22 protein-coding genes are annotated in these 26,487 nt (G+C 70.1%); 15 read left to right on the plus strand and 7 right to left on the minus strand.

What is annotated here, in order from left to right:
• Window positions 1-9 precede the first annotated feature (9 nt).
• Window positions 10-1,113 carry a hypothetical protein gene (locus GF068_RS02340; protein WP_153817648.1) on the minus strand — a complete coding sequence of 368 codons (1,104 nt, stop codon included), beginning with the start codon at window positions 1,111-1,113 and terminating at the stop codon, window positions 10-12.
• Window positions 1,114-1,249: 136 nt separating this feature from the next.
• Between GF068_RS02340 and GF068_RS02345 the strand changes: the two genes are divergently transcribed.
• From GF068_RS02345 to GF068_RS02355, 3 genes are all read left to right on the plus strand, one after another.
• Window positions 1,250-2,416, plus strand: a complete 1,167-nt coding sequence (locus GF068_RS02345) for a hypothetical protein (protein ID WP_153817649.1) — start codon at window positions 1,250-1,252, stop codon at window positions 2,414-2,416.
• Window positions 2,417-2,604: 188 nt separating this feature from the next.
• Window positions 2,605-5,205 (plus strand): DNA gyrase subunit A, encoded by a 2,601-nt coding sequence (gyrA, locus tag GF068_RS02350; protein ID WP_153817650.1) that lies wholly within the window; start codon window positions 2,605-2,607, stop codon window positions 5,203-5,205.
• 269 nt (window positions 5,206-5,474) lie between these two features.
• On the plus strand, window positions 5,475-6,845 hold the full coding sequence (locus GF068_RS02355; protein ID WP_153817651.1) for a TIGR03013 family XrtA/PEP-CTERM system glycosyltransferase: 1,371 nt from the start codon (window positions 5,475-5,477) through the stop codon (window positions 6,843-6,845).
• A 292-nt stretch (window positions 6,846-7,137) separates the two neighbouring features.
• Here GF068_RS02355 and GF068_RS02360 read toward each other — a convergent pair whose 3' ends face one another.
• Complete coding sequence (locus tag GF068_RS02360; protein ID WP_153817652.1) at window positions 7,138-8,538, minus strand: hypothetical protein; 1,401 nt, start codon at window positions 8,536-8,538, stop codon at window positions 7,138-7,140.
• Between the two features lie 44 nt (window positions 8,539-8,582).
• Window positions 8,583-9,659, minus strand: coding sequence for a glycosyltransferase family 2 protein (locus tag GF068_RS02365; RefSeq protein ID WP_153817653.1), 1,077 nt, complete (start codon window positions 9,657-9,659; stop codon window positions 8,583-8,585).
• 134 nt (window positions 9,660-9,793) lie between these two features.
• On the opposite strand from GF068_RS02365, the gene GF068_RS02370 reads away from it, so the two are divergent.
• From GF068_RS02370 to mutM, 5 genes are read left to right on the plus strand one after another with little or no spacing between them, the layout of a single operon-like run.
• Window positions 9,794-11,032, plus strand: coding sequence for a glycosyltransferase family 4 protein (locus GF068_RS02370; RefSeq protein WP_153817654.1), 1,239 nt, complete (start codon window positions 9,794-9,796; stop codon window positions 11,030-11,032).
• Complete coding sequence (locus GF068_RS46825) at window positions 11,029-12,906, plus strand: DUF4091 domain-containing protein (RefSeq protein WP_153817655.1); 1,878 nt, start codon at window positions 11,029-11,031, stop codon at window positions 12,904-12,906. The genes GF068_RS02370 and GF068_RS46825 overlap by 4 nt, the downstream gene beginning before the upstream one ends.
• 39 nt (window positions 12,907-12,945) lie before the next feature.
• A complete protein-coding gene (locus GF068_RS02380) occupies window positions 12,946-13,764 on the plus strand; it encodes an MlaE family ABC transporter permease (protein WP_240806574.1) in 819 nt (272 codons plus the stop codon).
• Window positions 13,765-13,770: 6 nt separating this feature from the next.
• Complete coding sequence (locus GF068_RS02385) at window positions 13,771-14,622, plus strand: MlaE family ABC transporter permease (protein ID WP_338046171.1); 852 nt, start codon at window positions 13,771-13,773, stop codon at window positions 14,620-14,622.
• Between the two features lie 24 nt (window positions 14,623-14,646).
• On the plus strand, window positions 14,647-15,492 hold the full coding sequence (mutM, locus tag GF068_RS02390) for a DNA-formamidopyrimidine glycosylase (protein ID WP_153817656.1): 846 nt from the start codon (window positions 14,647-14,649) through the stop codon (window positions 15,490-15,492).
• On the opposite strand, the gene GF068_RS02395 is transcribed toward mutM, so the two are convergent.
• The gene (locus tag GF068_RS02395; RefSeq protein WP_153817657.1) at window positions 15,458-16,198 is read right to left on the minus strand and encodes an ABC transporter ATP-binding protein; all 741 of its coding nucleotides are present in this window, start codon (window positions 16,196-16,198) and stop codon (window positions 15,458-15,460) included. The genes mutM and GF068_RS02395 overlap by 35 nt on opposite strands.
• A 71-nt stretch (window positions 16,199-16,269) precedes the next feature.
• Between GF068_RS02395 and GF068_RS02400 the strand changes: the two genes are divergently transcribed.
• On the plus strand, window positions 16,270-17,295 hold the full coding sequence (locus GF068_RS02400) for an MlaD family protein (RefSeq protein ID WP_153817658.1): 1,026 nt from the start codon (window positions 16,270-16,272) through the stop codon (window positions 17,293-17,295).
• 25 nt (window positions 17,296-17,320) lie between these two features.
• Here the strand turns inward: GF068_RS02400 and GF068_RS02405 are convergent, their stop codons facing one another.
• On the minus strand, window positions 17,321-17,536 hold the full coding sequence (locus tag GF068_RS02405) for a biotin/lipoyl-binding carrier protein (RefSeq protein WP_153817659.1): 216 nt from the start codon (window positions 17,534-17,536) through the stop codon (window positions 17,321-17,323).
• Window positions 17,537-17,907: 371 nt separating this feature from the next.
• On the opposite strand from GF068_RS02405, the gene GF068_RS02410 reads away from it, so the two are divergent.
• The 4 genes from GF068_RS02410 to GF068_RS02425 all read left to right on the plus strand — a co-directional run bounded on the left by GF068_RS02410 (window position 17,908) and on the right by GF068_RS02425 (window position 21,443).
• Window positions 17,908-18,663, plus strand: a complete 756-nt coding sequence (locus GF068_RS02410; protein WP_153817660.1) for a hypothetical protein — start codon at window positions 17,908-17,910, stop codon at window positions 18,661-18,663.
• A gap of 154 nt (window positions 18,664-18,817) precedes the next feature.
• The gene (pyrF, locus tag GF068_RS02415) at window positions 18,818-19,540 is read left to right on the plus strand and encodes an orotidine-5'-phosphate decarboxylase (RefSeq protein WP_153817661.1); all 723 of its coding nucleotides are present in this window, start codon (window positions 18,818-18,820) and stop codon (window positions 19,538-19,540) included.
• On the plus strand, window positions 19,537-20,262 hold the full coding sequence (gene rlmB / locus GF068_RS02420; RefSeq protein ID WP_153817662.1) for a 23S rRNA (guanosine(2251)-2'-O)-methyltransferase RlmB: 726 nt from the start codon (window positions 19,537-19,539) through the stop codon (window positions 20,260-20,262). Before pyrF ends, rlmB begins: the two co-directional genes overlap by 4 nt.
• 20 nt (window positions 20,263-20,282) lie before the next feature.
• Window positions 20,283-21,443, plus strand: a complete 1,161-nt coding sequence (locus tag GF068_RS02425; RefSeq protein WP_153817663.1) for a hypothetical protein — start codon at window positions 20,283-20,285, stop codon at window positions 21,441-21,443.
• 332 nt (window positions 21,444-21,775) lie between these two features.
• Here GF068_RS02425 and GF068_RS02430 read toward each other — a convergent pair whose 3' ends face one another.
• Window positions 21,776-22,945: a cysteine desulfurase family protein gene (locus GF068_RS02430; RefSeq protein ID WP_338046172.1), complete on the minus strand. Its 1,170-nt coding sequence runs from the start codon at window positions 22,943-22,945 to the stop codon at window positions 21,776-21,778.
• Window positions 22,942-24,183, minus strand: coding sequence for a hybrid sensor histidine kinase/response regulator (locus GF068_RS02435; protein WP_153817664.1), 1,242 nt, complete (start codon window positions 24,181-24,183; stop codon window positions 22,942-22,944). Before GF068_RS02435 ends, GF068_RS02430 begins: the two co-directional genes overlap by 4 nt.
• 90 nt (window positions 24,184-24,273) lie before the next feature.
• On the opposite strand from GF068_RS02435, the gene GF068_RS02440 reads away from it, so the two are divergent.
• Both GF068_RS02440 and lnt read left to right on the plus strand, forming a co-directional pair.
• Complete coding sequence (locus tag GF068_RS02440) at window positions 24,274-24,774, plus strand: peptidylprolyl isomerase (protein ID WP_153817665.1); 501 nt, start codon at window positions 24,274-24,276, stop codon at window positions 24,772-24,774.
• Window positions 24,775-24,776: 2 nt separating this feature from the next.
• Window positions 24,777-26,480: an apolipoprotein N-acyltransferase gene (gene lnt, locus GF068_RS02445; protein WP_206079381.1), complete on the plus strand. Its 1,704-nt coding sequence runs from the start codon at window positions 24,777-24,779 to the stop codon at window positions 26,478-26,480.
• The last annotated feature ends 7 nt before the right edge of the window (window positions 26,481-26,487 follow it).

A 26,487-nucleotide genomic window follows, 5' to 3' on the forward strand; every position in this document is an offset into this window, starting at 1 on the left:
CCCCGAAGCTCAGAGCTCTGCGCACGTGTCGGAGATCGGATCGACCTCCGACGCGCAGCCCGCCGGCGCCTCGGGGAGAGGCAGGACCGGCCCGAGCGCGGCTGGCTCCGTGTGGAAGTTCGCGCCGAACGAGAGCGCCTCGCAGGGCGTGTCCTCGTCGGGCTCCCCGAGCAGCAGATCCACGGCGCGGCAGGTCAGGTTCTTCGTGGCCGGGTACAGCGGCGCGTCCGTGCAGAGCGGCGCGCCCGACATGGTGCGCAAGCTCGACAGGGCGGCGAAGACCTCCGGCACCGGGATCCTCGCGCCGATTTTCCCCTCCCGCAGGCGGTAGCGACCTCCCGGGATCGCCTCGATCCTCGCCACGAGCCGCGCGTCCACGAGCTGCAACCGCATCGACATGTCGCCCCCGGCGAACCGGAGCGACGCCGCGGGGAGCAACGCGACGAGCTTGCCCCCGGTCACGTAGGCCACGGGATCCCTGTACTTGGCCGCGTACGGATCACTCTGGCCCGGCGTGACGGCGTCCGACGCCACGGGCCACGCGTCGGAGCCCTGCCACGCCGGCGCCGCGCGGCCCGGGCTCTCGTACCAGCTCACCTCCACCTCGTCGTCCTCCGCCGTCCCGCTGTAGCCGCGCACGCGCAGGAGCAACGTCCACCCGCCGGACTCGGCCAGCGCGCTGAACGAGCTCGACGTGTCCGCCACCTGCAGCAGGTACCCGAGCGCGCCGAAGACGATGTTGCTCCCCGCGTCGCGCCCGGCGCCGTCGTCGCAGGTCCCTCCGCCGCTGTCCGAATCGAGCGACCTGCACGCGGGGCCGTCCTCGGCGCACGAGCAGAGCCCGTCCAGGTTCATCCCCGGCAGCGCGCCGTCGGGGTTGTCCTCGAGGCTGATCGTGCGTAACGCCACGACGAACTCCTCCTCGCCGCCCGCGCCTTGCACCGCGGGCGCCGCGGGCACCTCGTCACGCACGCACACGGCCGGCTCGACGCCACCTCCGCCGCCGCCCGTCCCCAGCGAGAGCTCGTCCGGGAGCCCGGACACGAGCTGACAACCGGCCACCCACGCAAGTACGACGAAGAGCCCCCTCGTCGCGCTCCTCCGAACCGCCATCGCTCCTCCTGCCGCGATCGAGCAGATCATGATTGCTGCGGGCCGTCCACCCGCACCCCGGACCGCCCGAGGCGCCGTCGCCGCGCCGGACGTGTTTTGCCTGGCATCGAGCCGCGCCATCGGCTACGCCGGCCCCATGCGCCGCCGGACCCTCGTGCTCGTGCCCCTCGTCGCCCTCGCCCTCGCGAGCGCGGCGTGTGACGAGACGTCCGACACCGACATCGACCTCGACGCCGTGACGGCCTTGCCGACCAGCATCCTCGTCGACCCGAGCCAGTTCCTCGGCGACGTCCCCTGCACCGCCGCGACCGGCGCCATGCAGAGCTACGTGGCCACCGTCCTCGACGTCACCGACCCGGCCGCGCCCTTCCCGCTCCCCTCGTCGCCGCCCGTCACCTGCACGGCGAGCGTCACCTTTCGCCAGATCCTCGTCGACCACGTCTACCGCGTCCAGATCGACGGCTACGACCTCCCCGCCGCGGACCTCACGCCCGTCGGCGGCACCTCCTCCGGCAGCCGCAGCATGGTCCGCCGCGACGCGCCGGCCGCCGGCACCGTCGTGCCGGCCTGGTCCACCTTCTGCGAGGACCTCACGGCCCAGGAGAATGTCCGCTCCACCCCGACCGAGTGTGAAGAGCTCGCCCCGCTCCAGACCGAGACGGGCGTGCGCGTCGATCCACGCGCGACGCTCGCCGGCACGAGCTCGATCCCCGGCCTCGAGCTCACCTGCACGCAGATCTCGATCGATCCCCAGGGCAACCCCGTGATCACGGGCGACGTCGCGAGCTTCGACGTGCGCCCGGACGATCCGGCCTTGCCTCCGTTCGTGAACCTCGCGTGTGGCAGCCCTGCGCCCGCGCCGTACACGCAGAACATCACGCCGGGGAAGGCTTACTCCTTCCGCGTCGAGGCCCGCGCCGAGGCTGGCGGACCGGTCACCTGGGGCGCCTCGTGTACGGCCCTCGCCGTCAAGGGGCTCGTCGTGAGCGCGCTCTGCGACCCGCTCAGCGCGGACGGCGCGCTCGACCTCTCCCTCGCGGACGTGCTCGCGGCGGCGGGCACGTCGTGCGCGAAGGAGAACGTCGCGACGTACGACGCCGAGCTCGGCGCGCCGGGGGCTTTGCTCGCCGAGGGCGTCGGCTGCGCGCAACCTCTCCGCTTCGCGCCGGTCGCCCCGGGCAGCTACGCGGCCATCAAGCTCGTCGGGCGGGACGCCGCGGGCGTGGAGGTCGTCGCGGCCACCTGCTCGGCGGAGATCGCCCCTGGCGTGGTCAGCGTGGCCACCTGCGCGCTCGTGCCTTGAGCCTCGTCCTTCCCGGCCGAGACGGACGGGCCGGGCCGGGGCAACGACGGCCCCGACCGGGCGCGCAAAACCCTCGAACCTGATTGCAGGTTCACGGGTCGTGTACTACCTGAGAGCGTCCTCCGGTTGGCGCGGACGAGGCCTTATTTTCGGCCTCTCGCGCGCCGGGCCGAGGCCCGAGCGGCGGTATGGAAGATACCTCGAACATCCAGCAGAAGACCCCCGTCAGCATCCAGGACGAGCTCAGGAACAGCTACCTCGATTACGCGATGAGCGTGATCATCGGTCGCGCCATCCCCGACGTGCGCGACGGGCTCAAGCCGGTGCACCGGCGGATCCTCTACTCGATGCACGAGCAGAAGATCGGGCCCTCGGGTGCGCACAAGAAATGCGCGCGTGTCGTCGGTGACGTGCTCGGCAAGTACCACCCGCACGGCGACACGGCCGTGTACGACGCGCTCGTCCGCATGGCGCAGCCGTTCAGCCTCCGTTACCCGCTCATCGACGGCCAGGGTAACTTCGGCTCCGTCGACGGCGACTCGCCTGCGGCCATGCGGTACACCGAGAGCCGCCTCGCGCGCATCGCGACCGATCTGCTCACCGACATCGAAAAAGAGACCGTCGATTTCATCCCGAACTACGACGGCTTCGAGCTCGAGCCTGCGGTCCTTCCGGCCAAGTTCCCTCAGCTCCTCGTCAATGGCTCGGGCGGCATCGCCGTCGGCATGGCGACGAACATCCCGCCGCACAACCTCGGCGAGATCATCGACGCGACGGTCCTCCTCATCCGCAACCCCGACGCGGCCGTCGACGAACTGATGCAGCACGTCAAGGGGCCTGACTTCCCCACGGGTGGGCTCATCTATGGCAAGAGCGGCATCGACCAGGCCTACCGCACGGGCCGCGGCACCATCTGCATGCGTGGCCGCTGCATCGTCGAGAAGACCTTGAAGGGGGATCGCGAGCAGATCGTCATCACCGAGATCCCCTACCAGGTCAACAAGGCCAAGCTCGTCGCCAAGATCGCCGAGTGCATCAAGGAGAAGCGCATCGAGGGCATCTCCGAGGTTCGCGACGAGAGCGACCGCGAGGGCATGCGTGTCGTCGTCGAGCTCAAGAAGGACGTCTTCCCGCAGGTCGTTCAAAACCAGCTTTACCGGCTGACGGACCTGCAATCGACGTTTGGCATCATCAACCTCTCGATCGCCAACGGCCGGCCGGCTGTCCTGGGCCTCAAGGAGACGCTCGCGCACTTCGTCGAGCATCGCCGTGAGGTCGTCACGCGGCGCACCCGGTACGAGCTTCGCCAGGCCGAGGCGCAACGTGAGCTCGTCGAGGGCCTCGGCATGGCGACGACTGACGTCGACGTCATCGTCTCCACGATCCGCTCCTCGCAGGATCCCGAGGAGGCGCGTGATCGCCTGCAGAGGCTCGCGCTCCGCGGCCTCGGCGACTTCTTGCGCCGCGCGGGCCGCCCCGAGCCCGAGTGCGTCGAGGCGGATGGCCGCGGCGATTATTTCCTCTCCGAGCGCCAGGCCAAGGCGATCCTCGAGATGCGCCTCTCTCGGCTCACGGGCCTCGAGCGGGAGAAGCTCGCGCGCGAGTATGGGGCGCTCGTCGAGGAGATCACGCGCCTCACGGGCATCCTCGCGGACGAGGGTAAGCTCATGGACGTCATCGTGGGCGAGCTCGAGGACATCAAGAGCCGCTACAATGACGCTCGCCGCACCGAGATTGTCCCGACCGAGGCTGAGATCCAGGTCGAGGACCTCATCCAGGAGGAGGACATGGTCGTCACCATCTCCCACCTGGGTTACGTCAAGCGCACGCCGGTCACCACGTATCGGGCGCAGCGTCGTGGTGGCAAGGGCATGGTGGGCATGGAGGCGCGGGACGAGGACTGGGTGAGCCAGCTCTTCGTCGCCTCCACGCATAGCTACGTCTTCTTCTTCAGCGACAAGGGCAAGGTTTACGTCAAGAAGGTCTACGAGATCCCGAGCGCGGCGCGGAATGCGAAGGGCCGGGCGATCGTGAACTTCGTCGGGATGGAGCAGGGCGAGAAGATCGCCGCCATCACGCCGGTCCCGCGTATCGAGACGGGCTGGTTCGTCGTCACGCTCACGCGGCGTGGCCAGATCAAGAAGACGGCGCTCGAGGAGTACGAGAATTTCCGCGACAAGGGCATCATCGGCGTGCGTATCGAGGAGGACGATCAGCTCCTCTCTGCGGCGATCACCGATGGCTCGCGTGAGTTCCTCATTGCCACGCGCGAGGGCATGTCGATCCGTTTCCCCGAGGGTGAGGTCCGGGCCACGGGGCGGGCCACCATGGGCGTGAAGGGGGTCGAGCTCAACGAGGGTGATTTCGTCGTGGGCCTCTGCGTCACGGACGGCGGTCGTGATCGGGTCCTCGCTGTCTGCGAGCGTGGTTATGGCAAGCGCACGCCGCTCGACGAGTTCCGCCTCCAGAGTCGTGGTGGCAAGGGGGTCATCCTCATCGACGCGAGCGAGCGGAATGGCCCGGTCGTCGGCGTCGCCATGGTGTCGCCGGCGGATCAGATCATGCTCGTGACGGATCGTGGCCAGACCTTGCGCACCAAGGCCAGCGAGATTCGGGAGACGGGCCGCAATGCCCAGGGCGTGCGGCTCATGAACGTCGACGGGGACGAGCGAATCGTCGCGATCGAGGCGTTCGCCGAGGCCGAAGAGGGCACGGTCCCGCCTCCTCCCCTCGATCCGACCGACACGAATGGCGCGGGTCACGAGGGGACGAACGGCGTCGCCGAGTGACACCCCTGCCCCCCTGGCACCTCGCGTGACCGGGAGCTAACGTAACCACTGCCACACAGTAACGCTGACCTTCTCCTGTGCATCGACCGCATCGCGGTCGATGCGCGCTCGACGATGGGGCTGCGCTCGGCCGAGCCGAGCTACGCCCCAAACCCCCGGTCCAGGCCGTGCCTGGTCCGGGTCCAGGGGTGGACAACCCCTGGTCGGGGTCCAGGGGCGGACAGCCCCTGGTCTGGGGTCTCTCGCGTTACGCTGGGGGGGGGACGGACATGCTCGAGCTGTTCCGGTCGCGTCGCCGTGCCATTGTATGGTTCGTCGAGGCTGGCCTGCTCGTATCACTCGTCTGCGCGGGTGCGGCGGTGATCGAGGGCTTTCGTGACGTCGCCACGGTATCCCGTGTCTTCGACGCTGCGGCGATCACGCTCGTGGCGCAGGCCTCGCTCTATTACCACGGACTTTACGGACCTTCACCCGTTCGTGATCTCCGCACCCTTGCCTGGAAAGTCGCGCGTGCCCTGGGCGTCTCGGTGCTCCTCTTATGGCTGGTCTTCCAGGGCTTCTCTGATGCTGCGACCGAGCGTTTTGGTGCGGTCGCGCTCGGGCTCGTGGCGGGCGCGCTCGTCTTGCCGCTCTTTCGTACGGGGCTCGCGCGGGCTGTGGCGAGTGATCGCTTTTGCAAGCGGACCTTGGTCCTCGGCTCGGGGCCCCTCGCGGATGCTGTGATTACCGGGGCTCGGACGCACGATACGGGGGGCATGCGGTTCGTCGGGCGCCTCGTGCAGGAGGGGGACCCGGGGCGCGCGGCGCCCGACGTGCTCGGCGTTTATGATGAGTTGCCGCGGATCGCCGGGGAGTATGGCGTCCGGCACATCATCGTGTGCGCTGCGGATCGGCGGGGCAAGTTGCCCATCGACGCGCTTCTGGAGCTCAAGTTCCGGGGTGTCGAGATCGAGGAGGGCGTGGAGTTTTACGAGCGGATCACGGGCAAGATTTTCGTCCGGGAGTTGCGCCCGAGCCAGCTCGTGTTTGCGAATGGCTTTCGGGTGGCGAAGCGGACGCTCTTGGGCAAGCGCCTGCTCGACGTCGTGTGTGCGTCCATTGGGCTCGTGCTCGGGGCGCCTTTGATGTTGCTCACGGCGATCGCGGTGAAGCTCGACTCGCCGGGGCCGGTGCTTTATTCGCAGGTGCGGGCGGGCGTGTTTGGGCGGCCTTTCACCATTTACAAGTTTCGTTCGATGCGTACGGACGCGGAGGCGGATGGGAAGGCGCGGTGGGCGTCGGAGGATGATCCTCGGGTGACGCGGGTGGGTCGGTTCATTCGCAGGGCGCGGCTCGACGAGCTCCCGCAGCTCTGGAATGTGCTTTGTGGGGACATGAGCCTCGTTGGGCCGCGGCCTGAGCGTCCGAGCTTCACGGAGGAGCTCGAGCGGGAGATTCCGTTTTTCCGGCAGCGGCTCTTCGTCAAGCCGGGGCTGACGGGGTATGCGCAGGTCCGGTACCATTACGGCGCGACGACCGAGGACCAGCTCGAGAAGCTCCAGCACGATCTGTTCTACATCAAGACGCTTTCGGTCTGGTTCGACCTGTCGATCTTGCTGGATACGGTCAAGGTCGTGTTGCTGCGGATTGGATCGCGGTGAGGTCTCCGCCCTCCACAGGCGCACCGGGTGCGATCCCCACCTGGATCGCACCCGGCGCCTCACGCAACCGGGTCACTCGACGTCTCGATCGCACCCCGCGCCTCACGCAACTGTGTCAATCCCTACCTGGATCGCACCTCGCGCCTCGCGCAACTGTGTCGATCCCGACCTGGATCGCACCTCGCGCCTCACGCAACCGGGTCACTCGAGGTCTCGATCGCACCGCGCGCCTCACGCACCGATGTCGATCCCGACCTCGATCGACCTCGTCGCGCGGTCCACCTCACAAACTTCACTCCTCGTAGAACGCGTCCTCGTCCTCGCCGGCCCCTTCTGTAACCTCGCCTCCTGCCCGCGCCCCCGCCGCCCGCGCCTTCTCCTCGCCGAGGACGGCCGGCTGCGCGTCCTGGTCCTGCAGGTCCGGGTCCCGCGGCACCCTTCGTAGCGGGTCCGTCGACCCGATCGCCGAGACCGCCACCGTCACCATCGTCCGGAACATCGGCGCCGATGCGCCCGTCGGGTCCGGGTCCAGGCGCGTGCTGATGAGCTCGATATCGATCCCGCCGGTGAACAAAATGCCCGTCGCGAGTGGCATTCCGAGCGAGCCACCCGCCGCCACCGCCGTCGTCACGAATTTCCCCGTGGGTATCGGCGTGCCCGCCGGCATGCCGAGCCTCGGCTGCATCGCGAGGGGCGTCTCGCCGTGGCGGAAGCGCAGGATCCCGCGGGCGATCACGCTCCGGAAATCGCGCCCCGGCCGCGGCCGGCTCCACATCTCGAGCCCCGCCGCGTGTTGCGCCCCGAACCCGATACGCGGGCCGAGCGAGGAATACGAGAAGCTGTACATGCCGAGGAAGCCGTAATTTCGTCCCGCATAACGCGCGTCGATGCGCGCGTCGGGGGCGATCACCGGGGCGGAGGATTTGTTCTGGAGGAACGTCGGCGGGCTCGCAGCCGTGAACCCGAGCGCCGCGGTCCCGCGAATACGCCGGGTGACCTCGTACGTCGCGGAGGCCAGGCCCGTGACGGTGGCGACGTCGGCGTGCCCGCGCGTCAGATCCACGTCGAGCAGGGCATTCTCGAAATGGGTGAAGCTCGCCCGCGCGATGGGCCCGAAGCGGAGGCGACGGCCCGCGAGCCATGAATACGAGGCGCTGCCGGTCACCGCGTGACTGTCGAGGCCCACGGCCTCCGGGTGATCCGCGGCGACGGCCCCGGCCTGCGTGTATCCCGCGTCGAATCGCGCGAAGGACCGCGGGGACGTGGTCGCGGTGAAGCCGAGGCGGCTGCCGAACGAATAAATGATCCTGCCCTGGAGGAACGGATCACGCGCCATGAGCTCGTTCGTGGCCCGGAGCCCGAGCCGCGACGCGAGCAGGCCGTCGGCGCCGAACGTGAAGAGCGTGCGGGGCGAGGTCACGATATCGAGGCGCGTCACCGCCGTGCCCGCGATGTCCTGCGGGAACATCGCGCCACGCGACGCCCAGAGCGCGCGTCCATAACGCCCCGTCATGTCGAACAAGAACCCCGCGCGCGCCGCGCGCGAGACGAGCCGCAAGGACCCGTCCACGCTCGTCAGCGCGAGGCCATATCCGCCGCCGGGCGTGATACCCGTGACCGCGCTTTGTTCGACCGTGACCGCCGCCGTCGCGTCCGTGACGGCGAGCCCTACCGCGGGGAAAAAGCCCAGCATTCACCCATCAGATGCTCCGGCGCGGCTCGCCCGCTCGACGATTTCTATCGCGCCGTCAGCCGCTCCGGCTCCGCGTCCCGCGCCGCGCCCTCCCAGTGCCGCGCGAGCCCGACCGCGAAGCCGAGTCCATGGGCGAAATGCATCACCGGGAAGATCGCCGCAATCAGGAAAACGAGGCGCTTCTCGGCGCGGCACGCCGCGCGCGTGGCCCCCGCGAGCACGGCGAAGGCATACACGCTGACGGCCGCCCCGAGGACGGGCCTCGCCGGCGTATACACGGCCGCGAGCAGGACGAGCGCCGTGAAGGTGACGAGCGTGGCGAACGGTATCAAAGGGCGGTAGGAGGGCGGCAAGCCGCGCCGGAGGATCGTCCGCGCGCGCCCCGCCCCGTAGTTGTAATATTGCCGGAAGAGGCCGCCGAACGAGTCCCGTGGATAATAATGACCCACGATGGAGCGCGACTGGTAAATGCGCCCGCCGCGCGCCAGGATCCGCTGGTTCAGCTCCGCGTCTTCGTTCGTCCGCGCGTCCGGGTCGAAGAGCCCCACGAGCTCGAAGGCCTCGCGGCGGAACGCCCCGCACCACACGCTCTCCACGTATCCCTCACGATCGGGATCCCGCGACGCGGCGCCGCCCACCCCGATCGGGCTCGAGAGCGCCGCGCAGAGCGCCCGCTGAAATGTCGTTATCCCCCGGGGGCGCATGGCCCCGCCCACGTTGAGCGCCCCCGTCCGCCGTAACGCCGCGACGGACGCGGCCACGTAATCGGGGTCGTAATCGGCGTGCGCGTCCATGCGCACGATCACGTCCCCGCGCGAGCGCTTGATCGCCATGTTCATGGCCGCGGCCTGGAGCCTCTGGGGGTTGTCGAGCAGGACGATGCGCGGATCCTCGGCCGCGAGCGCGCGCACGATGTCGCGTGTCCCATCGAGGGATCGGCCGTCGACGACGAAGATCTCCATTCGATCGGACGGATACCGCTGCGCGGACGCCGCCCGCACGACCCGCTCGATGTGCTCCTCCTCGTTGTAACAAGGAATCACGATCGAACAGAAGGGACGTTCGGCGAGCGTCCGCAAGATCACGCCCCCGCGCCCCGACTCGGGTCCCCAATCGTCCATCCGCGCCCCCCGGAGATCCCATTCTCCCACATCGTGAAACCTTTTCAATCGGGCCAAACCCGAGACCGATTGCAGGGCGCGCCGGGCCGGACGGACGACAACGCGCCGCCCGGTCGCGCCCTCGAATCCATGTGATGCGGCGCGAGCTCCCCGGGACGACCCATTCTCCTTCACGTGGAGGCGAGCGCCTGCGTGTCCTCGCCGTGACGCGGATCTTCCCGAACCGCGTGGAGCCACTCGCCTGCCCCTTCCAGCGCAGGCAGCTCGCCGCGCTCGCGCGCCTCGCCGACGTGAACGTCCTCGGCGTCGTGCCGTGGGTGCCGGGCGCGTCGCTGCTCGGGGATCGCGCCCGGGTCGGAAAGCTCAGCCGGCTGCCCGCGGAGGACACGATCGACGGGCTCGCCGTCTCGCACCCGCGCGCGCCGTACCTGCCGCTCGCGGGCCCGTGGCTCGCGGCGGTGAACGGGCCGCTTTACCTCGCGGGGCTCGCGCCGCACCTCGCCGCGCTGCGGCGCCGCTTCGACGTCGTGCTCGGCGCGTGGCTCTTCCCCGACGCGTGGGCGGCGCAGAAGCTCGCGCGCGCCCTCGGCTTGCCGTACGCGGTGAAGGCGCACGGCACCGACGTGAACGTGATCGCGCGCTGGCCGTCGGTGCGCGCGCTCGTGCGAGGCACGCTGCGCGGCGCGGGCGTGGTGATCGGCGTGAGCCGCCCGATGCTCGGCGCGCTCGAGGAGCTCGGCGCGCCGCGGGATCGCGTCACGCTCGTGCCAAACGGCGTCGATCGCGCGCTCTTCCAGCCGCGAGACCGCGCCCTCGCGCGCGTGTCGCTCGGGCTCGATACACGCGCGAAGGTGCTCGTCTACGTCGGTCGGCTCGAGAAGGAGAAGGGCCTGCTCGAGCTCTGCGACGCGCTCGTGTCGATCGAGGCGCGGTCGCCCGGTCGGTTCAAGGTCGTGCTCGTCGGAGACGGCTCGTTACGTGAGGCGCTGGAGGCGCGTCGTGACGCGGGGTTGCCGCTCGTCGTCGCGGGCGCGCGTCCGGCCGAGGACGTGGCGCGTTACCTCGCGGCGTCGGACGCGCTCGTCCTGCCGAGCTGGGCCGAGGGCACGCCGAACGTGGTGCTGGAGGCGCTCGCCGCGGGCAGGCCGGTCGTCGCGACACGCGTGGGTGGCATCCCCGATGTCGTCGAGCACGAGCGCACGGGCCTGCTCGTTCCGCCGCGCGACGCGCGCCTGCTGGTCGCGGCGATCGAGCAGGTGACGAGCCGCGAATGGTCGGAGGACGAGCTCACGCGCGCGGCGCCGCCCGGCTGGGATCGAAGCGCGGAGGCCCTGCACGCGGCGCTGCAACGCGCGAGGTTGGTGCACGCGTGAAGGCGGCGAGTTTCACGTCAGGTCTCGCGCTCGTGCTGCTCGCGACGGCGGCGTCGGCGGAGGGGCCGCGTGTCGTCGTGGTGGACGACGGCGTGCGTGTGCGGCGCGAGGGGCCGGATCTCGATCGAGCGATTCGATCCGGGCAAACACTCGGCGGCGTGGATCGGCCGATCGAGCTCCACGCGTTGCGGGGCGAGGTGGTGGCGCTGCAGGTGATCGTCGAGGCCGGCGACGCGCCGCTTGGTGGTGTCGGGGTGGACGTGGTGATGCCTGCGCCGATCCGCGTCGATCGTTTCGTCGAGTCGTACCTCGAGATCACGGCGCGCTCGCGCAACGATCGAGAAGCCGGCGAGTCGCTCGGGTGGACGCCGACGTCGAGGCCGCCGGACGAGGACGTGCTCGGCGCCTTGCCCGATCCGCTCGTCCCCGTGGAGCACGCGCCCTCGTGGCTGCCCTACCCGATGCGGATCGAGGCGCGATCCCGCGGCGCGATCTGGATCGACGTCGAGGTCCCCACGCGCACGGAGAGCGGACGTCACCCGGCCGAGATCGTCGTGCGACACGCGGACGTGGTGCTCTCTCGTTTGCCCGTGATCCTCCACGTCGGCAGCGCCGAGTTGCCCTACCGCGCCGCGAGTTTCCTCGCGTATTACGAGCCGAAGAACCTCGTCCAGCGTATCGGCGCGCTCGAGCCGGCGGAGAAGCAGCTCTTCCAGCTCCTGCACCGGCACCACGTCGACGCGCTCGGATCGATCCGGAGCGAGGCCGACCTCGAGCGCCTCCGCCCCGGGCTCACGGGCGGCTGGTACACGAAGGAACACGGCTACGAGGGGCCGGGCGAAGGTGCGCCGACGAGCGCGGTCGCGCTCGGCGCGTACGGCACGCTCGGTGATCCCCATCCGGAGACGCTGCGCGTGATCGAGGCGCTCGTCCCGCGGATCCCGGAGGCCGTGGAGGACGTCTTCCTCTACGCGATCGACGAGCAATGCGAGAGCCCGCGTGGCCCCACGTGGCGCTCGATGATCGCGCAGTCTCCGGCGCGGACGCGCGTGCGGGTCGCGCACTCCTGCCACGAGGATCCACGCGAGCAGAAGGTGGATCTCGTGCTCATGCCCTCGCAGAGCTTCCAGCAGGACGAAGCGCTCGGCGCACGACAGAAGGGCCGCGACGTCTGGGTCTACAACGGCCGCTTGCCGCACTCGGGCCCGCTCATGCTCGACGCGCCGGCCACGAGCTTGCTCGCCGATGCCTGGATCGCGGCCACGCGGCCCACGGGCCGCTGGTTCCTCTGGGAGACCACGTTCTGGAACGACGGCAACCGCGGCGGCCGCGGCCCGATCGATCCCTTCGTCGTCGCCGAGACGTTCCACAACGACGACGGCGACAGCGCGCTCGGCGACGGCGTGCTCGTCTACCCGGGCAAACAGACCGCGCCCTTCGCGCACCACTCGGCCGGCTTCGACGGCGTCTTCCCCTCGATCCGCCTGAAGCTCCTGCGCCGCGGCATCCAGGACGCGGGGTACCTCGCGCTCGCGCGCAGCGCCCATCCGGAGGAGGCCGACGTGATCACCACGCGCCTCTTGCCTCGCGCGCTCGACGAGGTCGACCTCGACGAAGACACGCCGCTGCCCACGGACGCCGCGGCCTTCTCCGCAGCACGCGCGGCCCTGCGCGCCCTCGTCCCCGAAGGCGGGCGCCTCGATCCCCGCCAAACCGAGGCCCTGCTCGACGCGGGTCGCGCAGCGCGTCAACCCACGCGGTCCCCGCTGTTTCGTGGCAAAACACGCCTCGTCGTGGCCTTCGGTACGCTCGTGGTCCTCGCCGCGGCCCTCGCCGGCTGGCTCTTTCTGCGGGCATGGCGCCGCGCTTCGTGATCCGCGGCCCTTCGGACTGGGCTAAGCTCGACCTCGCGCATGGCCGCGAAAAAGCCCCCGTCTGCCGCCTCGACGCCGCCGCCCGACGTGGGTCTCCTGGAGGAGATCGGCGGCGGTTTCATGAGCGCCGCGGCCACCGTCGGCGGCATGGGCCTGCTCGGCTACCAGATCGTCCGGCGGCTCGTCACGCTGCGTTTCGATCGACAGGAGACGCTCCGGAACCTCTACCGGATGGGCGTGAAGTCGATCCCCATCGTGATCGTCACCGCGCTCTTCACGGGCGCGATCATGGTCATCCAGGCCGCGCCGCTCGTCGTGCGCCTCGGCGCGCAAGGCCTGCTCGGCTGGGGCGCGGGCTTCGGCATCCTGCGCGAGATCGCCCCGCTCTTGACGGCGCTCATGATCAACGGCCGCGTCGGCGCGAACAACACCGCCGAGCTCGGCACGATGGTCGTCACCGAGCAGATCGACGCGCTGCGCGTGCTCGCGATCGATCCCATCGCCTTCCTCATCGCGCCGCGCTTCGTGGCCATGGTGACGACGCTCTTCCTGTCGACGATCTTCGCCGACACGCTCGCGCTGCTCGGCGCCGCGTACGGCGGCCTCGGCCTGCTCGGCGTCGAGCCGAAGACGTTTTACAACGGCCTCACGAGTGGCCTGCTCGGCCTGTCCGACGTGACGAGTGGCCTCGTGAAGAGCATCGTCTTCGGCGTCGTGATCGCCCTGTCGAGCTGCCAGTACGGGCTCGGGGTGAAGGGCGGCGCGCCGGGGGTCGGGCGGGCCGTGAACGCGACCGTGGTGGCCTCGGCCGCGGGCATCTTCGTCCTCGACTACTTCGTCTCCTTCACGCTGGACTGAGCGCACGTGGCCGCGGCGAAGACCCACGACGAAGGCGCGCCCGAGAGCGGCCTCGACACGGCCCGAGAGGCGCCCGACGCGTCGATCCCCGCGGTGATCGGCGCGAAGGCGATCGAGCTCGTGGTGATGGGGCTCGAGATCGCCGCGGTCTTCATCCGGACGCTCTACTACTGCGTTCGCGGCCGGCCGGACCTCGGCGCCGTCGTCCGGCAGATGTTCGAGATCGGCAACCGCTCGGTCGTCTTCTTGACCGTGGTGATGGGCTTCATCGGCATGATCCTGGTCCTCCAGGGTGGCCTGCAGGTCAAGCGCATCCTGCCCGAGTTCAGCATGGTCGGCGCCTCGTACCTGGAGCTGCTCATCCGGGATCTCGCGGCCACCATCAGCGCGCTCATGCTCGCCACGCGCGTGGGCGCGGGCATCGCCGCCGAGATCGGCTCGATGGTCGTCACCGAGCAGGTCGACGCGTTGCGCATGTGCGCGGCCGATCCGATCGACTACCTCATCAAGCCGCGCTTCCTCGCGAGCCTCGTCATGACGCTCGTGCTCGTCATCTGGGCGGCGGGCGTGGCGATGTTGACGGGCATGCTCACCGCGTACGTCATGTTCGACGTCAACCCGCGGACGTTTTTCAACCTGAACCTCGTCGACACGGGCGACCTCATCGTCGGCCTGGCGAAGTGCCTCGCCTACGGCGCCGCCGTCCCCGTCGTCGCGGGGCACTCGGGGCTCCACACGCACGGCGGCAGCGAGGGCGTCGGCTGGGCGACCACGCGGGCCGTCGTGAACGCCTCGCTCGCGGTGATCGTGCTCGACCTGATCCTCTCCGCGCTTGGTTACGTGTTCTTCGGGCCCTAGGTTTCGTTTCGACGCTCCGCACCGATGCCCGAGCTGCCCGAGGTCGAACACCAGGCGCGCGCGCTCCGCCGGATCCTCGAAGGCGCGACGATCGATCGCGCCGAGGCCGACCGGACGCCCGTCCTGAAAGGAACAACCACACCGGCGAGCTTCGCGGCGGCGCTCGCGGGGCGATCGTTCGAGGGGATCGAGCGCGTGGGCAAGCAGCTCTTGCTCGCGTTCGACGGAGGCGCGGGGCTCGCGTCGCACCTCGGCATGACGGGCCGGTGGCGCGTTCGCGCCGGGGACGAGGGCCCGCGGCATGGACGTGCGCGGCTCTTTTTGCGGGACGGCCGCGTGCTCGACTACGTCGACGTGCGGATGCTCGGCCGGCTCGAGATCGTGCCGCGTGCTTCGTTTGCCGCGATCGTCGCGTCGCTCGGCCCCGATCCCTTGCGTGACGGCCTCGACGCGGAGCGCCTCGCCGCGCGGATCGGCGGCTCGGGTCGGCCCATCAAGACGGTGCTGCTCGATCAGACCGTGCTCGCGGGGCTCGGCAACATCCAGGTGACGGAGGCCCTTTTCCACGCGCGCGTGCACCCGGAGCGCCCGGCGAACACGCTCACGCCCGCCGAGATCGCGGCGCTCGCCGAGGGGATCCTCGCGACGATCCTGCACACGCTCGCCGTGCACGAGCGTGACGAGGAGATTGTTTACCTCTCCGATCGAACCGACGCGCCGAACCCGTTCCTCGTCTACGGCCGCGTCGGAGAAGCCTGTCCGCGCTGCGGCAAGCCCATCACCACGATCACGATCGCCGGCCGCACGAGCCCCCACTGCCCGCGCTGCCAGCGCCTCACTCGATCGGACCTTCGGCGCGGCCGTGGATGAACTGCTGGATGATCTCGTCGCTCGAGGCCTTGAAGTCCTCGGGCGTCCCCAGCAGCCGAACGAAACCTTTGTAGAGCATCACGATCCGATCGGCGATCGAGAAGATGCTCACGAGGTCGTGGCTCACCACGATGCTGGTCACGCCGAGCGTGTCGCTGAGCTCGCGGATGAGTTTGTCCACGCGCCGCGCGCTCACCGGGTCGAGGCTCGTCGTCGGCTCGTCGAAGAGCACGTAGCGCGGGTCGAGCGTGAGGGCGCGCGCGATGGCCACGCGCTTGCGCATGCCGTCGCCGAGCTCGGGCGGGAAGCGATCGGCGAACTCGCGCATGTGCACCTGATCGAGCCGCTTTCGCGCCTCCGCGAGCGCCTCCTTCGGCTTGAGCCCCTTGTGTTTGCGCAAGGGCAGCGCCACGTTCTCCGCGCAGGTCATCGAGTCGAAGAGCGTCGAATGCTGGAAGACCATCGCGCACTTCATGCGCACCGGGTACATCTGCTCCTCGTCGAACCGGCTGATCTCCTCGCCGTCGAGCCAGATCTCCCCCGCGTCCGGGTAGAGCAGGCCCACGAGGTGCTTGATCATCACGCTCTTGCCGACGCCCGATTGGCCGATGATGAAAAAAACCTCCCCGTCTCGAACGTCGAAGCTGACGTCCTCGATGACCTTCTTCGACCCGAAGGACTTGGCGAGGTGGCGGAAGGAAATCATGACGCGCTGAGCCGGAAGCCCGATGTTACGAGGCTCTGCCTTCGCTGACGAACATCGTGCATAGTGGGCGCATGGCGAGCCCGCGTTCGATCGAGGTCAAGGTCGGCATCCTGATCCTCACGGCCACCGTTCTCCTCGCTGGGTTCATCCTCGTCATGGGCGGCATCAACTTCCAGCCCACGTATGCCCTCTTCATCGACTTCGACAACCCCGGCGGCCTGCAGAGCGGCGCGCCCGTGAAGATCGCCAGCGTCAAGGTCGGGAAGATCACGGAGATCCAGTTCCGAGGCGGCGAGGCGCCCGGGGCGACGGGCAAACGGGAGCCACTCGTGCGGGTGAAGGCCGAGATCGAGAAGCGCTACCAGCCGAGCATCCGGGACAACGCGGTCTTTTACGTGACCTCGTCGAGCGTGCTCGGCGAGCAGTTCCTCGCGCTCGATCCGGGCTCGGGGGATCGGCCGGTGCTCGCGGAGAACGCGATCGTGCGGGGCCTCGATCCGCCGCGGCTCGACATGCTGATCGCCAAGGCCTACGACCTGCTCGACACCACGGTCACGGCGCTCTCCGGCAACAAGGACGAGATCGGCACGGCGCTGAACGGCCTGTCGCGCACGCTGAAGGGCACCGGCGATTTCTTCGACAAGAACGGCGAGCGGCTCGATCGCATCGCGGCGAACGTCGAGCAGATCACGGTGGACACGCAGGACACCGTGCAAGAGGCGAAGAAGAAGTACGTCGAGAACCCGCAGATCGATCGCATCCTCGCGAACGTGGACAAGACGACGGGCGCGCTCGCGCAAGACGCGCCGCCCTTGCTCACGGACGCGAGGGCCACGCTCGCCAACGTCAAGCGCGTGAGCGAGACCGTCGGGGGCGAGGGCGAGCAGGCGAAGATCCGGCAGGCGATCGGCGACCTCGCCGAGATCGCGCGGAACACGAAGGGCATCACCCAGGACGCGCAGGCGATCGCGTCGAGCGTGCGTCGCGGCAAGGGGACGGTGGGCGCGCTCGTGATGGACGAGCAGCTCTACGACGACCTCCAGGAGCTCGTGCGCGACCTCAAGCACAACCCCTGGAAGTTCTTCTGGCGCGAGTAGGGGGTTCGGGGGCGCAGCCCGCGGCTCATTCGAACTCGAAGAGCGGCTCGCCTTCCTTCACGGCCTTGCCCTCCTCCGTGAGGATCTTCGTGATGGTGCCCTCGTCCTCGGCCTCGACGGGCATCTCCATCTTCATCGACTCGAGGATCGCGACGGTGGTCCCTTCCTCGACCTTGTCGCCGACCTTGACCTCGATCTTCCAGACGTTGCCCGTGATATGCGCCTTGATGACCTTTGCCATGGGGCGGCGACGCTAGCGGAGGTCCGTCTGGATGGGAAGCGAGGACGAACGGCGCCCTGCGTGGGTACCACCTCCCGGGGCCGCGGCTGATCCCGGAAACGGCGCGACAGTCAAGCGAGAAAACGCCGATTGGGGGCCTCCGGCACGGTGTTCACCCGTCTTCCGGGACGAAATTCGTGGGCGGGGCGGGGTGCGGGAGAAGAATCGACTCCACCCAATTGACAGGCATCTTCGGGAGTTGATACCGACAGGCGCCGCGGTACTCTCACATTGGCGGGTGTCCTCGGAAAGGTTCGATCGTGCTGCAGAAGCACGGCGGTCCTCCCCCGGGGCGAACGGCGAGCGCGCTGCTTTCGAAGGAGCCACGACGCATGTCCGAACAGAAGGAAAGCTCGGTCCTGTTCTCCCTCAAGGAGCTCATGAACCTCGAGGAGGACCGTATCAAGCAGGAGGAGGATGCGAAGGCCGCCGCAGCGGCCGCCGCAGAACGAGCCCGGCTCGACGAGGAGCGCCGGAAGCGCGAGGAAGAAGAAGCGCGCATCCGGGCCGAGGAAGAGCGCAGGGCCATGGAGGAGCGCAAGGCTCGCGAGGAAGCCGCGCGCCTCGAGGCGATCCGTCAAGCCGAGGTCGAGAAGGCCCGCGTCGAGGCCGAGCAGAGGGCGCGCCTCGAGGCGATGAACGCCCAGCAGCAGCACGAGCGCAAGCTCGCCGAGCTGCAGCACGACGAGTCGAAGAAGAAGCTGCGCAAGACGCTGTACGGCGTGGTCGCGGCGGTCGTCGTGATCGGCGGCGCAGCGACGTACTTCATCGTCGACCAGAGCCAGAAGGCCGAGCAAGAGCGCCTTGCGGCTGCCGAGCAGACCCGGCAACTGGAAGAAGAGAAGAAGAAGATCGAGCAGCAGGCCAAGGAGTCGCAGGCGAAAATCGACAGCCTGCTCAGCCAGCTCACGAGCGCGAAGGACGAGGCGACGCGCCTCGCCCTGCAGAAGCAGCTCGACGAAGAGAAGGCGAAGCAGGACGCAGCGAAGAAGGCCGGCGGCGGCGGTGGTCCTCGCCCCGCGGGCGGCGGCGGCGCGGCCAAGCCCTGCAACTGCGCCCCCGGCGATCCGCTCTGCTCCTGCCTCTGATCCAGCCGAGCGGCCCGCGACGACACGCACCCTACGCGGGCCGCCGTTTGCATCCCTTCGATGCAGACGCATGAAGCCCAAGGCCCCCGAGACGGCCCCGGACCTCCCGTCCGATGGCCCCCTTCCCCCCCTCGATGACCTCGACACACCCCCGATGAACGAAGCGACGAGGCGGCTCGTCTTCCCGCTCGACTACGGCTCGCTCGAAGAGGCGCGCGCCGGCGCGCGTGTCGTCGCGCCGTCGGTCGGCGTCCTCAAGGTGGGGCTCGAGCTCTTCGTGCGCGAAGGGCCGGCCGCGATCGCGGCGTGCCACGATCTCGGCCGCGAGGTCTTCCTCGACCTGAAGCTGCACGACATCCCGGAGACCGTGGGCCGCGCCGTGCAGAGCGCCGCTTCGCTCGGCGTCCGGTACTTGACCGTGCACGCGCACGGCGGCCGCGTGATGCTCGAGCGCGCAGCCAGCGAGGCCGCACGCGCGAGCTCGCCGCTCACGATCCTCGCGGTGACCGTGTTGACCTCGCTCGACGGCGCGGATCTCGCCTCGCTGGGTTTGTCGACGTCGCCCGCAGAGCAAGCCGAGCGGGTCGCGCGGCTCGCGTGGGACGCGGGTGTGCGAGGGTTCGTCGCGTCCGCGTCGGAGGCGGCGAACCTCAGGAGCGCGCTCGGCCCCGAGGCGCTGCTCGTCACGCCGGGGATCCGACCGGCAGGCAGCGACGCGGGGGATCAGAAAAGAATCACGACGCCGGCGCAGGCGATCGCAGCGGGAGCGGATCTGCTCGTGGTCGGGCGGCCGATCCGCGACGCGAAGGATCCGCTCGCCGCCGCGCGAGCCATCGTCGCCGAGATCGAGGGCGCGCTCGCCGCGCGACACACATGAGTCGACTCGTTTACGGACTCCAGCCCGTCCGCGAAGCCGTGCGCGTGCACGGCGACGCCCTCGAACGCGTGGTCGTCGAGCAAGGCAGTAACCCCAAGATCCAGGCCGTCGGGCGCTTCGCCGAGGGTCGCGGCGTCCGCGTCGAGACGGCGCCGCGCGCCGAGCTCGATCGTCGCACCGGCGGCGGCAGGCACCAGGGCGTGCTCGCCGTCGCGCCGGATCTGCGGATCCTCCGCGTGGACGCCCTCCCGATCGAGCCCACCTCCATCGTCGTCGTGCTCGACGGCATCATGGATCCGCAGAACTTCGGGGCGATCGTGCGCAGCGCCGTCGCGCTCGGGGCCACGGGGATCGTCTGGCCCGAGCACAGCTCCGCGCCGCTCTCGCCGGCGACGTTCCGCGCGTCGGCGGGCGCGATCGAGCACGCCACGCTCTGCCGCGTCTCGTCCTTGCCGGAGGCCCTGCGATCCCTCGCGGATCGTGGCGTCGCGGTGATCGCGCTCGACGCGCAGGGGCCGACGACGCTCGGCGGGATCGATCTACGCGGGCCCGTGGCGATCGTGATCGGCGCCGAGGACAAGGGCGCCCGCAAGGCCGTGCTCCGCGCCTGCCAGCACATCGCGCGTCTGCCGATGGCAGGGCCGATCGGCTCGCTCAACGCCTCGGTCGCGGGCGCGCTCGCGCTCTACGAGGTCCTCCGCCAGCGGCAGGTGCCCGCCTGAGAGCGTCCCCTCCGGCGTGGATGCTCATCGTCCTCGCCGCCGTGCCGCTGCGGCTCGCGCTCGCGCTCGGGACGGATCTCTCCCCCGACGAGGCCTACTACCTCGCGGCGGCGCGCGCGCCGGGCCTGCTCCCGCCGCTCGTCGACCATCCGCCGCTGATCCCGCTCCTGCTTCGGCTCGTCGACCGGCTCGCGGCCTTGCCGCTCGAGTTACACGTCCGGCTCGTCCCGCTCGCCTTTTCCTTCGGCCTCTCCGTCGCCACCGTGGCCCTCGCGCGACGCCGTGGGGCCGGCGCCGCGGGGAGGAACCTCGTGGCCTTCCTGTCGAGCTTCGCCCTGCTCCCGGTCGCGGGTGGCTTCGTCGCGACCCCGGACGGGCCGGCCCTGCTCGCCCTCGTGCTGGCGCTCCTCTGGGCCGACCCGGCGCCCGATGCGGCCGCCGCGTCCTCCCCACGCAGGCTCGCCGTTGCGCTCGCCTTGGGGCTCGCAGGGGCCGCGGGCGCCCTCGCCAAGGTGGTGCTCCTGCCGCTCTTTCCGCTCGTCGTGCTGCTCGCCCGCGGGCGTCGCCTCCCCGAGCGCCTCCTCGCGCTTGCTCCCCTCGCCCTCGCTGCGCCGCTGCTCGCCCCGAGCCTCGCCTTCCAGCTCCGGCATGCCTATGCCCAGCAGGCGCCCGCGTTCACGCTCCTCGGCGCCCTCGGGGCCCTCGTCGCGGCGGCCGTCGCCCAGGCGCTGCTCTGGACCCCGTGGACGCTCTTCCACGGCGCCCGCGCCCTCCGCGCCTCGCCGCTTGCCGATCGGGCGGTCGTGTTCTCGATGACGGCCCTCGTCGCCGCCTCGGCCCTCGCCCGCGCCGTGCCCCCCGAGCCGAACTGGTATGCGCCTTCGGCTTTGATCCTCGTCGTTGCGTGCGCCCGATCCGCCCAGGATTTGGCCCCGCGCGCGCGACTTGCCATGCTGCTCGCCATCCTGGTGCCCACGGCGATCGCGGCCGCGCACACGCTTCACCCGTTTCTCCCGCTGCCGCTCCGAGCCGACCCCACCGCCCGCCTCCATGGCTGGCGGCACGGGGACGGGCCTGTCCACGCGCCGGGCGTGGGCCCTTATGGTGCCGCCGCGGAGCGATGCGTGTACCAGGACACGTGCTCAGAAATAGAAGCCTACTTCCGAGTACTTAACGAGTAACCTTCAAGGCGCCACTTCACCACCGGATTCAACTGAACGAGCGGCCAGGAAAAGGCCTCGCGCGTTCGTTTCAAGCGAATGACCCTCGCGCGCCGGAAGATCGCCGAATTGTTGATCAAATTCGCATACTTGGACATGCCGCCCGGAGAAACTCCTCGCATTTCGTCGAGATAGTTCAGGCGATACACGAAGGAAGACCGGCCGGCCGCCAAGCGCGCGATATCGATCCGGTTCTCCCGGGAACCGGCTCGAAGAGAGGTCGCCAACATCGGGTTTGGATGGACGAACGCGCGCGGCGCACCCGAGCGTGAGCCGGTCGGCAGGACGAACGTTCAGGGCTTGGGGCGGGTGCGTCCGAGGACACGGGCGAACCGCGCGAGGGCCTCGTCGACGTCGTCGGCGGTCGTCTCCTCGCCCAGCGAGATCCGCACCGCCGCGAGCGCACGCGCCTCGCCCACCATCGCCGCGAGCACCGGCGAAGGCTCGGCCGTGCCCGCGCTACAAGCCGACCCGCTGGAGACGGCCACACGCTCGAGGTCGAGCGCCGCGCAGAGCTCCTCGCCCCGCCAGCCAGGGAACGAGAGGTTCGTCACGTGTGGCGCGCGATCGGCCTCGCCGTTGCGCACGACCTCGCGCCCGAGCTCACGACCCAGCCGGACGAGCTCGGCCTCCAGCCGGTCCCGCAGCGGCGCGAGCTCGGCGTACCGTGCAGGTGTTCGTCGCGCCCGCTCGGCCGCGACGGCGAAGCCCGCCGCCGCCACCGGATCCTGCGTCCCCGGCCTGAGCCCGCGCTCCTGCGAACCGCCGTACAGGAGCCGCGCGAGGCGCACCGACGGCGCCGTGAGCAACGCGCCGATGCCCTTCGGCCCCCGGATCTTGTGCGCGGCCACGCTGACGAGATCCGCGCCTTCGAAGGCCTCACGCGGCAGCTTGCCCACGGCCTGCACCACGTCGACGTGGAGCAGCGCCCCCCGCGAACGGCAAAGCGCCGCGACGGCCGCTACGGGCTGGATCACGCCCGTCTCGTGGTTCACCGCCTGCAGCGCCACGAGCCGCACCGAGGCGCCGGCCGAAGCGGCCCCGTCCATCGCCGCCGCCACCGCCTCGGGCGTGATCCGCCCCGAGGGCTCGGGATCCACCCACGAAACGAGCACGCCCCGCGTGGCGAGGTGCTCGGCGTACCGCAGCACGCTCGGGTGCTCGATGCGGCTCACGACGAGCGCAGGCTGCGCGGGCGTCGCCGGCGCCGCGGCGAAGGCATGGTGGAGCGCGAGGTTGTTCGCCTCGGTCCCGCCCGAGGTGAGCACGACGTCGCGTGGATCGAACCCCACGAGCGCGGCGACCGCCTCGCGCGCGTCCTCGACCCGCGACCGCGCTCGCCGCCCCGGCCCGTGCACGCTCGCCGGGTTGCCCCACGCGCTCGTCGCCGCCTCGACCATCGCGGCGACGACGTCCGGGTGCGGCGGCGTCGTCGCGTTCCAGTCGAGGTAGACGACCCTCACCGCTCCTTCTCCGCGTCCGGCGACAGCAGCTCGCCCGGCGCGCGTTGCGCGACGGTCAGGAAAAACGCCGCGCCGCCGAGCCGCACGCTCTCGATGATCTCGTTGCACGGCGAGACGAGCCGCAGCTCGCCGCCGAGCCCACGCGCCGTGCGCCGCGCGATCGCGAGCCCCACGCCCACGCCGCCGTGCTCGCGCGTGACCGATCCGTCGACCTGGTAGAACGGGTCGAAGATACGTTGCTGCTGATCGGGCGGGATGCCCGGCCCCGTGTCGGCCACGCAGAGCTCGTAGTGCCCCGAGGCGAGGCGCGCCACGCGTACGCCCACGGTGCCGCCGGACGGGGTGAACTTCGCGGCGTTCTCGAGCAAGTGCACCATCGCGCGTTGCAGCCGCCCCGCGTCGCCCCAGCCGGGCAGCGGGCCCCGCGGGAGATCCTCGACGAAGTTGATCCGCGCCTCGGCGAGGTTGTCCGCGACCTGCGCGACCGCCCGCCGCGTCGTGTCGAGGAAGTCGTAGTCGACGTGGATGAAGCGCATGCGCCCCGTCTCGAGCCCCGTCACGTCGAGCAGGTTGTCCATGAGCGAGCGCAGCCGCCGCACGCAGTCGTCCATCGCCCGCAGCGCCTTGCCTTGCGCGCGCGTGAGCGGCCCGAGCTCCTCGTCGAGCAGGAGCTTTACGTACCCGACGATCGGCGTCATCGGCGTGGCGAGCTCGTGCGAGATGTTCCGGTAGAACTCGGTCCGCGCGGCATCGAGCTCACGCAGGCGCGTGTTCGCGCGGCTGAGCTCGGCCACCTTCTCCTCGAGGTGCTGCACGATGCGCTGGCTCTGCTGGCGCAGGCGCGCGGCGCCGGCCGAGACGGGCATGTTCTCGCGCGTTCCCTGCTGGATGTATCGCTCGATCACGGTCGGGAACGAGCGAGCGTCGATGGGCTTCTGCAAGAAGCCATCGCAGCCGACCGCGAGGCTCGTCTCGCGGTCGCCCTCGGCCGTGATCGCCACGATCGGCACGCCCCCGAGCCGCGGCTCGGCGCGCAGGCGCAAGGTCACCTCGAAGCCGTCGAGCCCGGGGATGTTGAGGTCGACGAGGATGAGGTCGGGCGGCAGGCCGCTGACCGCCAGCCGGACGCCCTCGAGCCCGTCGGCAGCGTCGATCACCTCGTGGCCTGCCTTCTGGAGCAGCTTGCGCACGAGCAGGCGGTTCGCGGGATCGTCCTCGATGTGCAGGATTCGGGGCATTCTCGGGGCCATCGTACCCCGAGCCGGACGAGCTTTCGCAGCAAACGCGCAGGTTGACGGCCGGCCGGACGTCGGCAATACGTGCCCGCCATGCGCCTGCGTCTCCTCGCGAACATCATCGTCCCCCTCGTGGCAACCGGCTGCTGCAACGCAGGCTCCGATCCGAGCCAGAGCGCGCAGCCCAGCACCTCGGCGGCGCCCCCCGCGGCTTCGGCGGCGCCCTCCGCGGCCGAGACGCCCGCGCCCGCGCCCACGGCCGAGCGTCAGATCGCGGGCGCCGCGCACATCCTCATCACCTGGAAGGGCGCCGAGCGCGCGCCGAAGACGGTGACGCGCTCCAAGGAAGACGCGAAGAAGCGCGCCGAGGAGGTGCTCAAGCAGGTGAAGGACGGCAAGGCAACCTTCGAGGAGCTCGTCGCGAAGTACACCGACGACGAGATCTCGAAGGCCGCGAACGGCGCGCTCGGCAACTTCGAACGCAACGCGATGCCGCCGGCGTTCGCGGACGCGACCTTCGCGATGGAGGTCGGCAAGACCTCGGACATCGTCGAGACGCCGCAAGGCTTCCACATCATCAAGCGGACCAGGTGACCATGTCTGACGGGGAGGCGACGCAGGATCCGAGCGTGGAAGAGGTCGCAGCGAGCGCCGCGGCCGACGAGGCGAAGGCGCCCGAAAGCGAGGCCGCGGGTGAAGCCGCGCCCGCGCAGACCAAGGCGAAGGCGAAGCCCAAGGTCGAGGCCAAGGAGAAGGCGTGGAGCCCCGTGGGTGCGCTCCCGGCGCGGCAGGCCTACGGGCTCGCGACGTTGAGCGGCCTGCTCTACTTCCTCGGCTTCCCGGGCATGGACATCTGGCCGCTCTCGCTCGTCGCGCTCGTGCCGCTCATCGTGGCGCTGCGTGGCCAGCCCGTGCGCCGCGCCGCGGGCCTCGGGTGGATGGCCGGCTTCACCATGACGATGACCGGCTTCTACTGGCTGCTCGACATGTTGAAGGTCTTCAGCGGCTTCCCGACGCCGCTGTGTATCCTCTTCATGGCGATCCTCTGCGCCTACCAGGGCGGCCGCATCGCGCTCGCCGGCTGGCTCTACGGCCGCGCCGAGGCGCGCGGCTGGCCCGCGCCGCTCGTCTTCGCCCTCGCCTTCGCCGCGAGCGAGCTCGTCTTCCCGCTGCTCTTCCCCTGGTACTACGGCGCCTCGGTGCACAACGCGCCCGTGCTGATGCAGGTCGCCGATCTCGGCGGCCCGATCCTCGTCGGCCTCGTGCTCGTCTGCGCGAACCTCGCCCTCGCCGAGATCCTCCTCGCCTGGCGCAGGCGCGAGAAGGCCGACAACCGCATCGTCGCGATCGGCATCGCCGTGCCGCTGCTCGCGGCCGGCTACGGGTTCCTGCGGGTCCGTACGATCGGCCAGGTGATGGCCGAGGCGAAGAAGGTGCGGATCGGCATCGTGCAGGGGAACATGGACCTCTTCGTTCGGAAGAACGCGTATCACGTCTACGTCGGCCGCACGAAGGAGCTCGCGAAGTCCAAGGAGGTCGACCTCGTCGTGTGGAGCGAGGGCGCCGTCCCCTCCCCGCGCGCCGTCACCGAGGCGACCTACAAGGAAGAGATCCAGCGGGGCCTCACGAAGCAGCTCGGCATCCCCACGATCGTGGGCTCGGTCCTGCGCACGCCGCCGGCCGAGCGGGGCGGCCGCATGACGTACTTCAACACGGCGCTCATGGCCGACGAGGACGGCAAGATCCTCGGCCGCTACGACAAGCAGTACCTGCTCGCCTTCGGCGAGTACCTGCCCTTCGGCGACGTCTTCCCCGTCCTCTACAAGTGGTCGCCGAACTCGGGCCGCTTCACGCCGGGCACGTCGCTCGACTCGCTCCCCTGGGGCGAACACAAGATCGGCGCGCTCATCTGCTACGAGGACATCCTGCCCTCGTTCGTGCAGAAGCTCGTGAAACACGGCGACCCCGACCTGCTCGTGAACCTCACGAACGACGCCTGGTTCGGCGACTCCACCGAGCCCTGGATCCACCTCGCCCTCGCGAAGCTACGCGCCGTCGAGCACCGCCGCTTCCTCGTGCGCGCCACGAACAGCGGCGTCAGCGCGATCGTCGATGCCACCGGCCGCGTCGTCGTCCACGGCGGCACCTTCAAGGAAGAGACCATCATCGGCGACGGCCGCTTCATGCGCGCGTGGACACTCTACAGCGCGATCGGCGACATCCCCTGGTACCTCACCACCGCGGCGATCGTCGCGATGGGCATCTGGAGCCGGCCGAAGCGCGTGGCGAAGGCAGCGTAACGCGCGA

The sequence above is a fragment of the Polyangium spumosum genome, from assembly GCF_009649845.1.
In the GTDB taxonomy this organism is placed as follows: Bacteria; Myxococcota_A; Polyangia; order Polyangiales; family Polyangiaceae; genus Polyangium; species Polyangium spumosum.

Excerpts from the sequence above, each read along its gene's own strand:
- GF068_RS02380 (WP_240806574.1), top strand. The coding sequence starts at position 12,946 with ATGGCCGCGAAAAAGCCCCCGTCTGCCGCCTCGACGCCGCCGCCCGAC.
- GF068_RS02365 (WP_153817653.1), bottom strand. The coding sequence starts at position 9,659 with ATGGACGATTGGGGACCCGAGTCGGGGCGCGGGGGCGTGATCTTGCGG.
- GF068_RS02340 (WP_153817648.1), bottom strand. The coding sequence starts at position 1,113 with ATGGCGGTTCGGAGGAGCGCGACGAGGGGGCTCTTCGTCGTACTTGCG.
- GF068_RS02405 (WP_153817659.1), bottom strand. The coding sequence starts at position 17,536 with ATGGCAAAGGTCATCAAGGCGCATATCACGGGCAACGTCTGGAAGATC.
- GF068_RS02410 (WP_153817660.1), top strand. The coding sequence starts at position 17,908 with ATGTCCGAACAGAAGGAAAGCTCGGTCCTGTTCTCCCTCAAGGAGCTC.
- lnt (WP_206079381.1), top strand. The coding sequence starts at position 24,777 with ATGTCTGACGGGGAGGCGACGCAGGATCCGAGCGTGGAAGAGGTCGCA.
- GF068_RS02435 (WP_153817664.1), bottom strand. The coding sequence starts at position 24,183 with ATGCCCCGAATCCTGCACATCGAGGACGATCCCGCGAACCGCCTGCTC.
- GF068_RS02355 (WP_153817651.1), top strand. The coding sequence starts at position 5,475 with ATGCTCGAGCTGTTCCGGTCGCGTCGCCGTGCCATTGTATGGTTCGTC.
- pyrF (WP_153817661.1), top strand. The coding sequence starts at position 18,818 with ATGAACGAAGCGACGAGGCGGCTCGTCTTCCCGCTCGACTACGGCTCG.
- GF068_RS02360 (WP_153817652.1), bottom strand. The coding sequence starts at position 8,538 with ATGCTGGGCTTTTTCCCCGCGGTAGGGCTCGCCGTCACGGACGCGACG.
- gyrA (WP_153817650.1), top strand. The coding sequence starts at position 2,605 with ATGGAAGATACCTCGAACATCCAGCAGAAGACCCCCGTCAGCATCCAG.
- GF068_RS02370 (WP_153817654.1), top strand. The coding sequence starts at position 9,794 with ATGCGGCGCGAGCTCCCCGGGACGACCCATTCTCCTTCACGTGGAGGC.
- GF068_RS02345 (WP_153817649.1), top strand. The coding sequence starts at position 1,250 with ATGCGCCGCCGGACCCTCGTGCTCGTGCCCCTCGTCGCCCTCGCCCTC.
- GF068_RS02400 (WP_153817658.1), top strand. The coding sequence starts at position 16,270 with ATGGCGAGCCCGCGTTCGATCGAGGTCAAGGTCGGCATCCTGATCCTC.
- GF068_RS02440 (WP_153817665.1), top strand. The coding sequence starts at position 24,274 with ATGCGCCTGCGTCTCCTCGCGAACATCATCGTCCCCCTCGTGGCAACC.
- rlmB (WP_153817662.1), top strand. The coding sequence starts at position 19,537 with ATGAGTCGACTCGTTTACGGACTCCAGCCCGTCCGCGAAGCCGTGCGC.
- mutM (WP_153817656.1), top strand. The coding sequence starts at position 14,647 with ATGCCCGAGCTGCCCGAGGTCGAACACCAGGCGCGCGCGCTCCGCCGG.
- GF068_RS02425 (WP_153817663.1), top strand. The coding sequence starts at position 20,283 with ATGCTCATCGTCCTCGCCGCCGTGCCGCTGCGGCTCGCGCTCGCGCTC.
- GF068_RS02395 (WP_153817657.1), bottom strand. The coding sequence starts at position 16,198 with ATGATTTCCTTCCGCCACCTCGCCAAGTCCTTCGGGTCGAAGAAGGTC.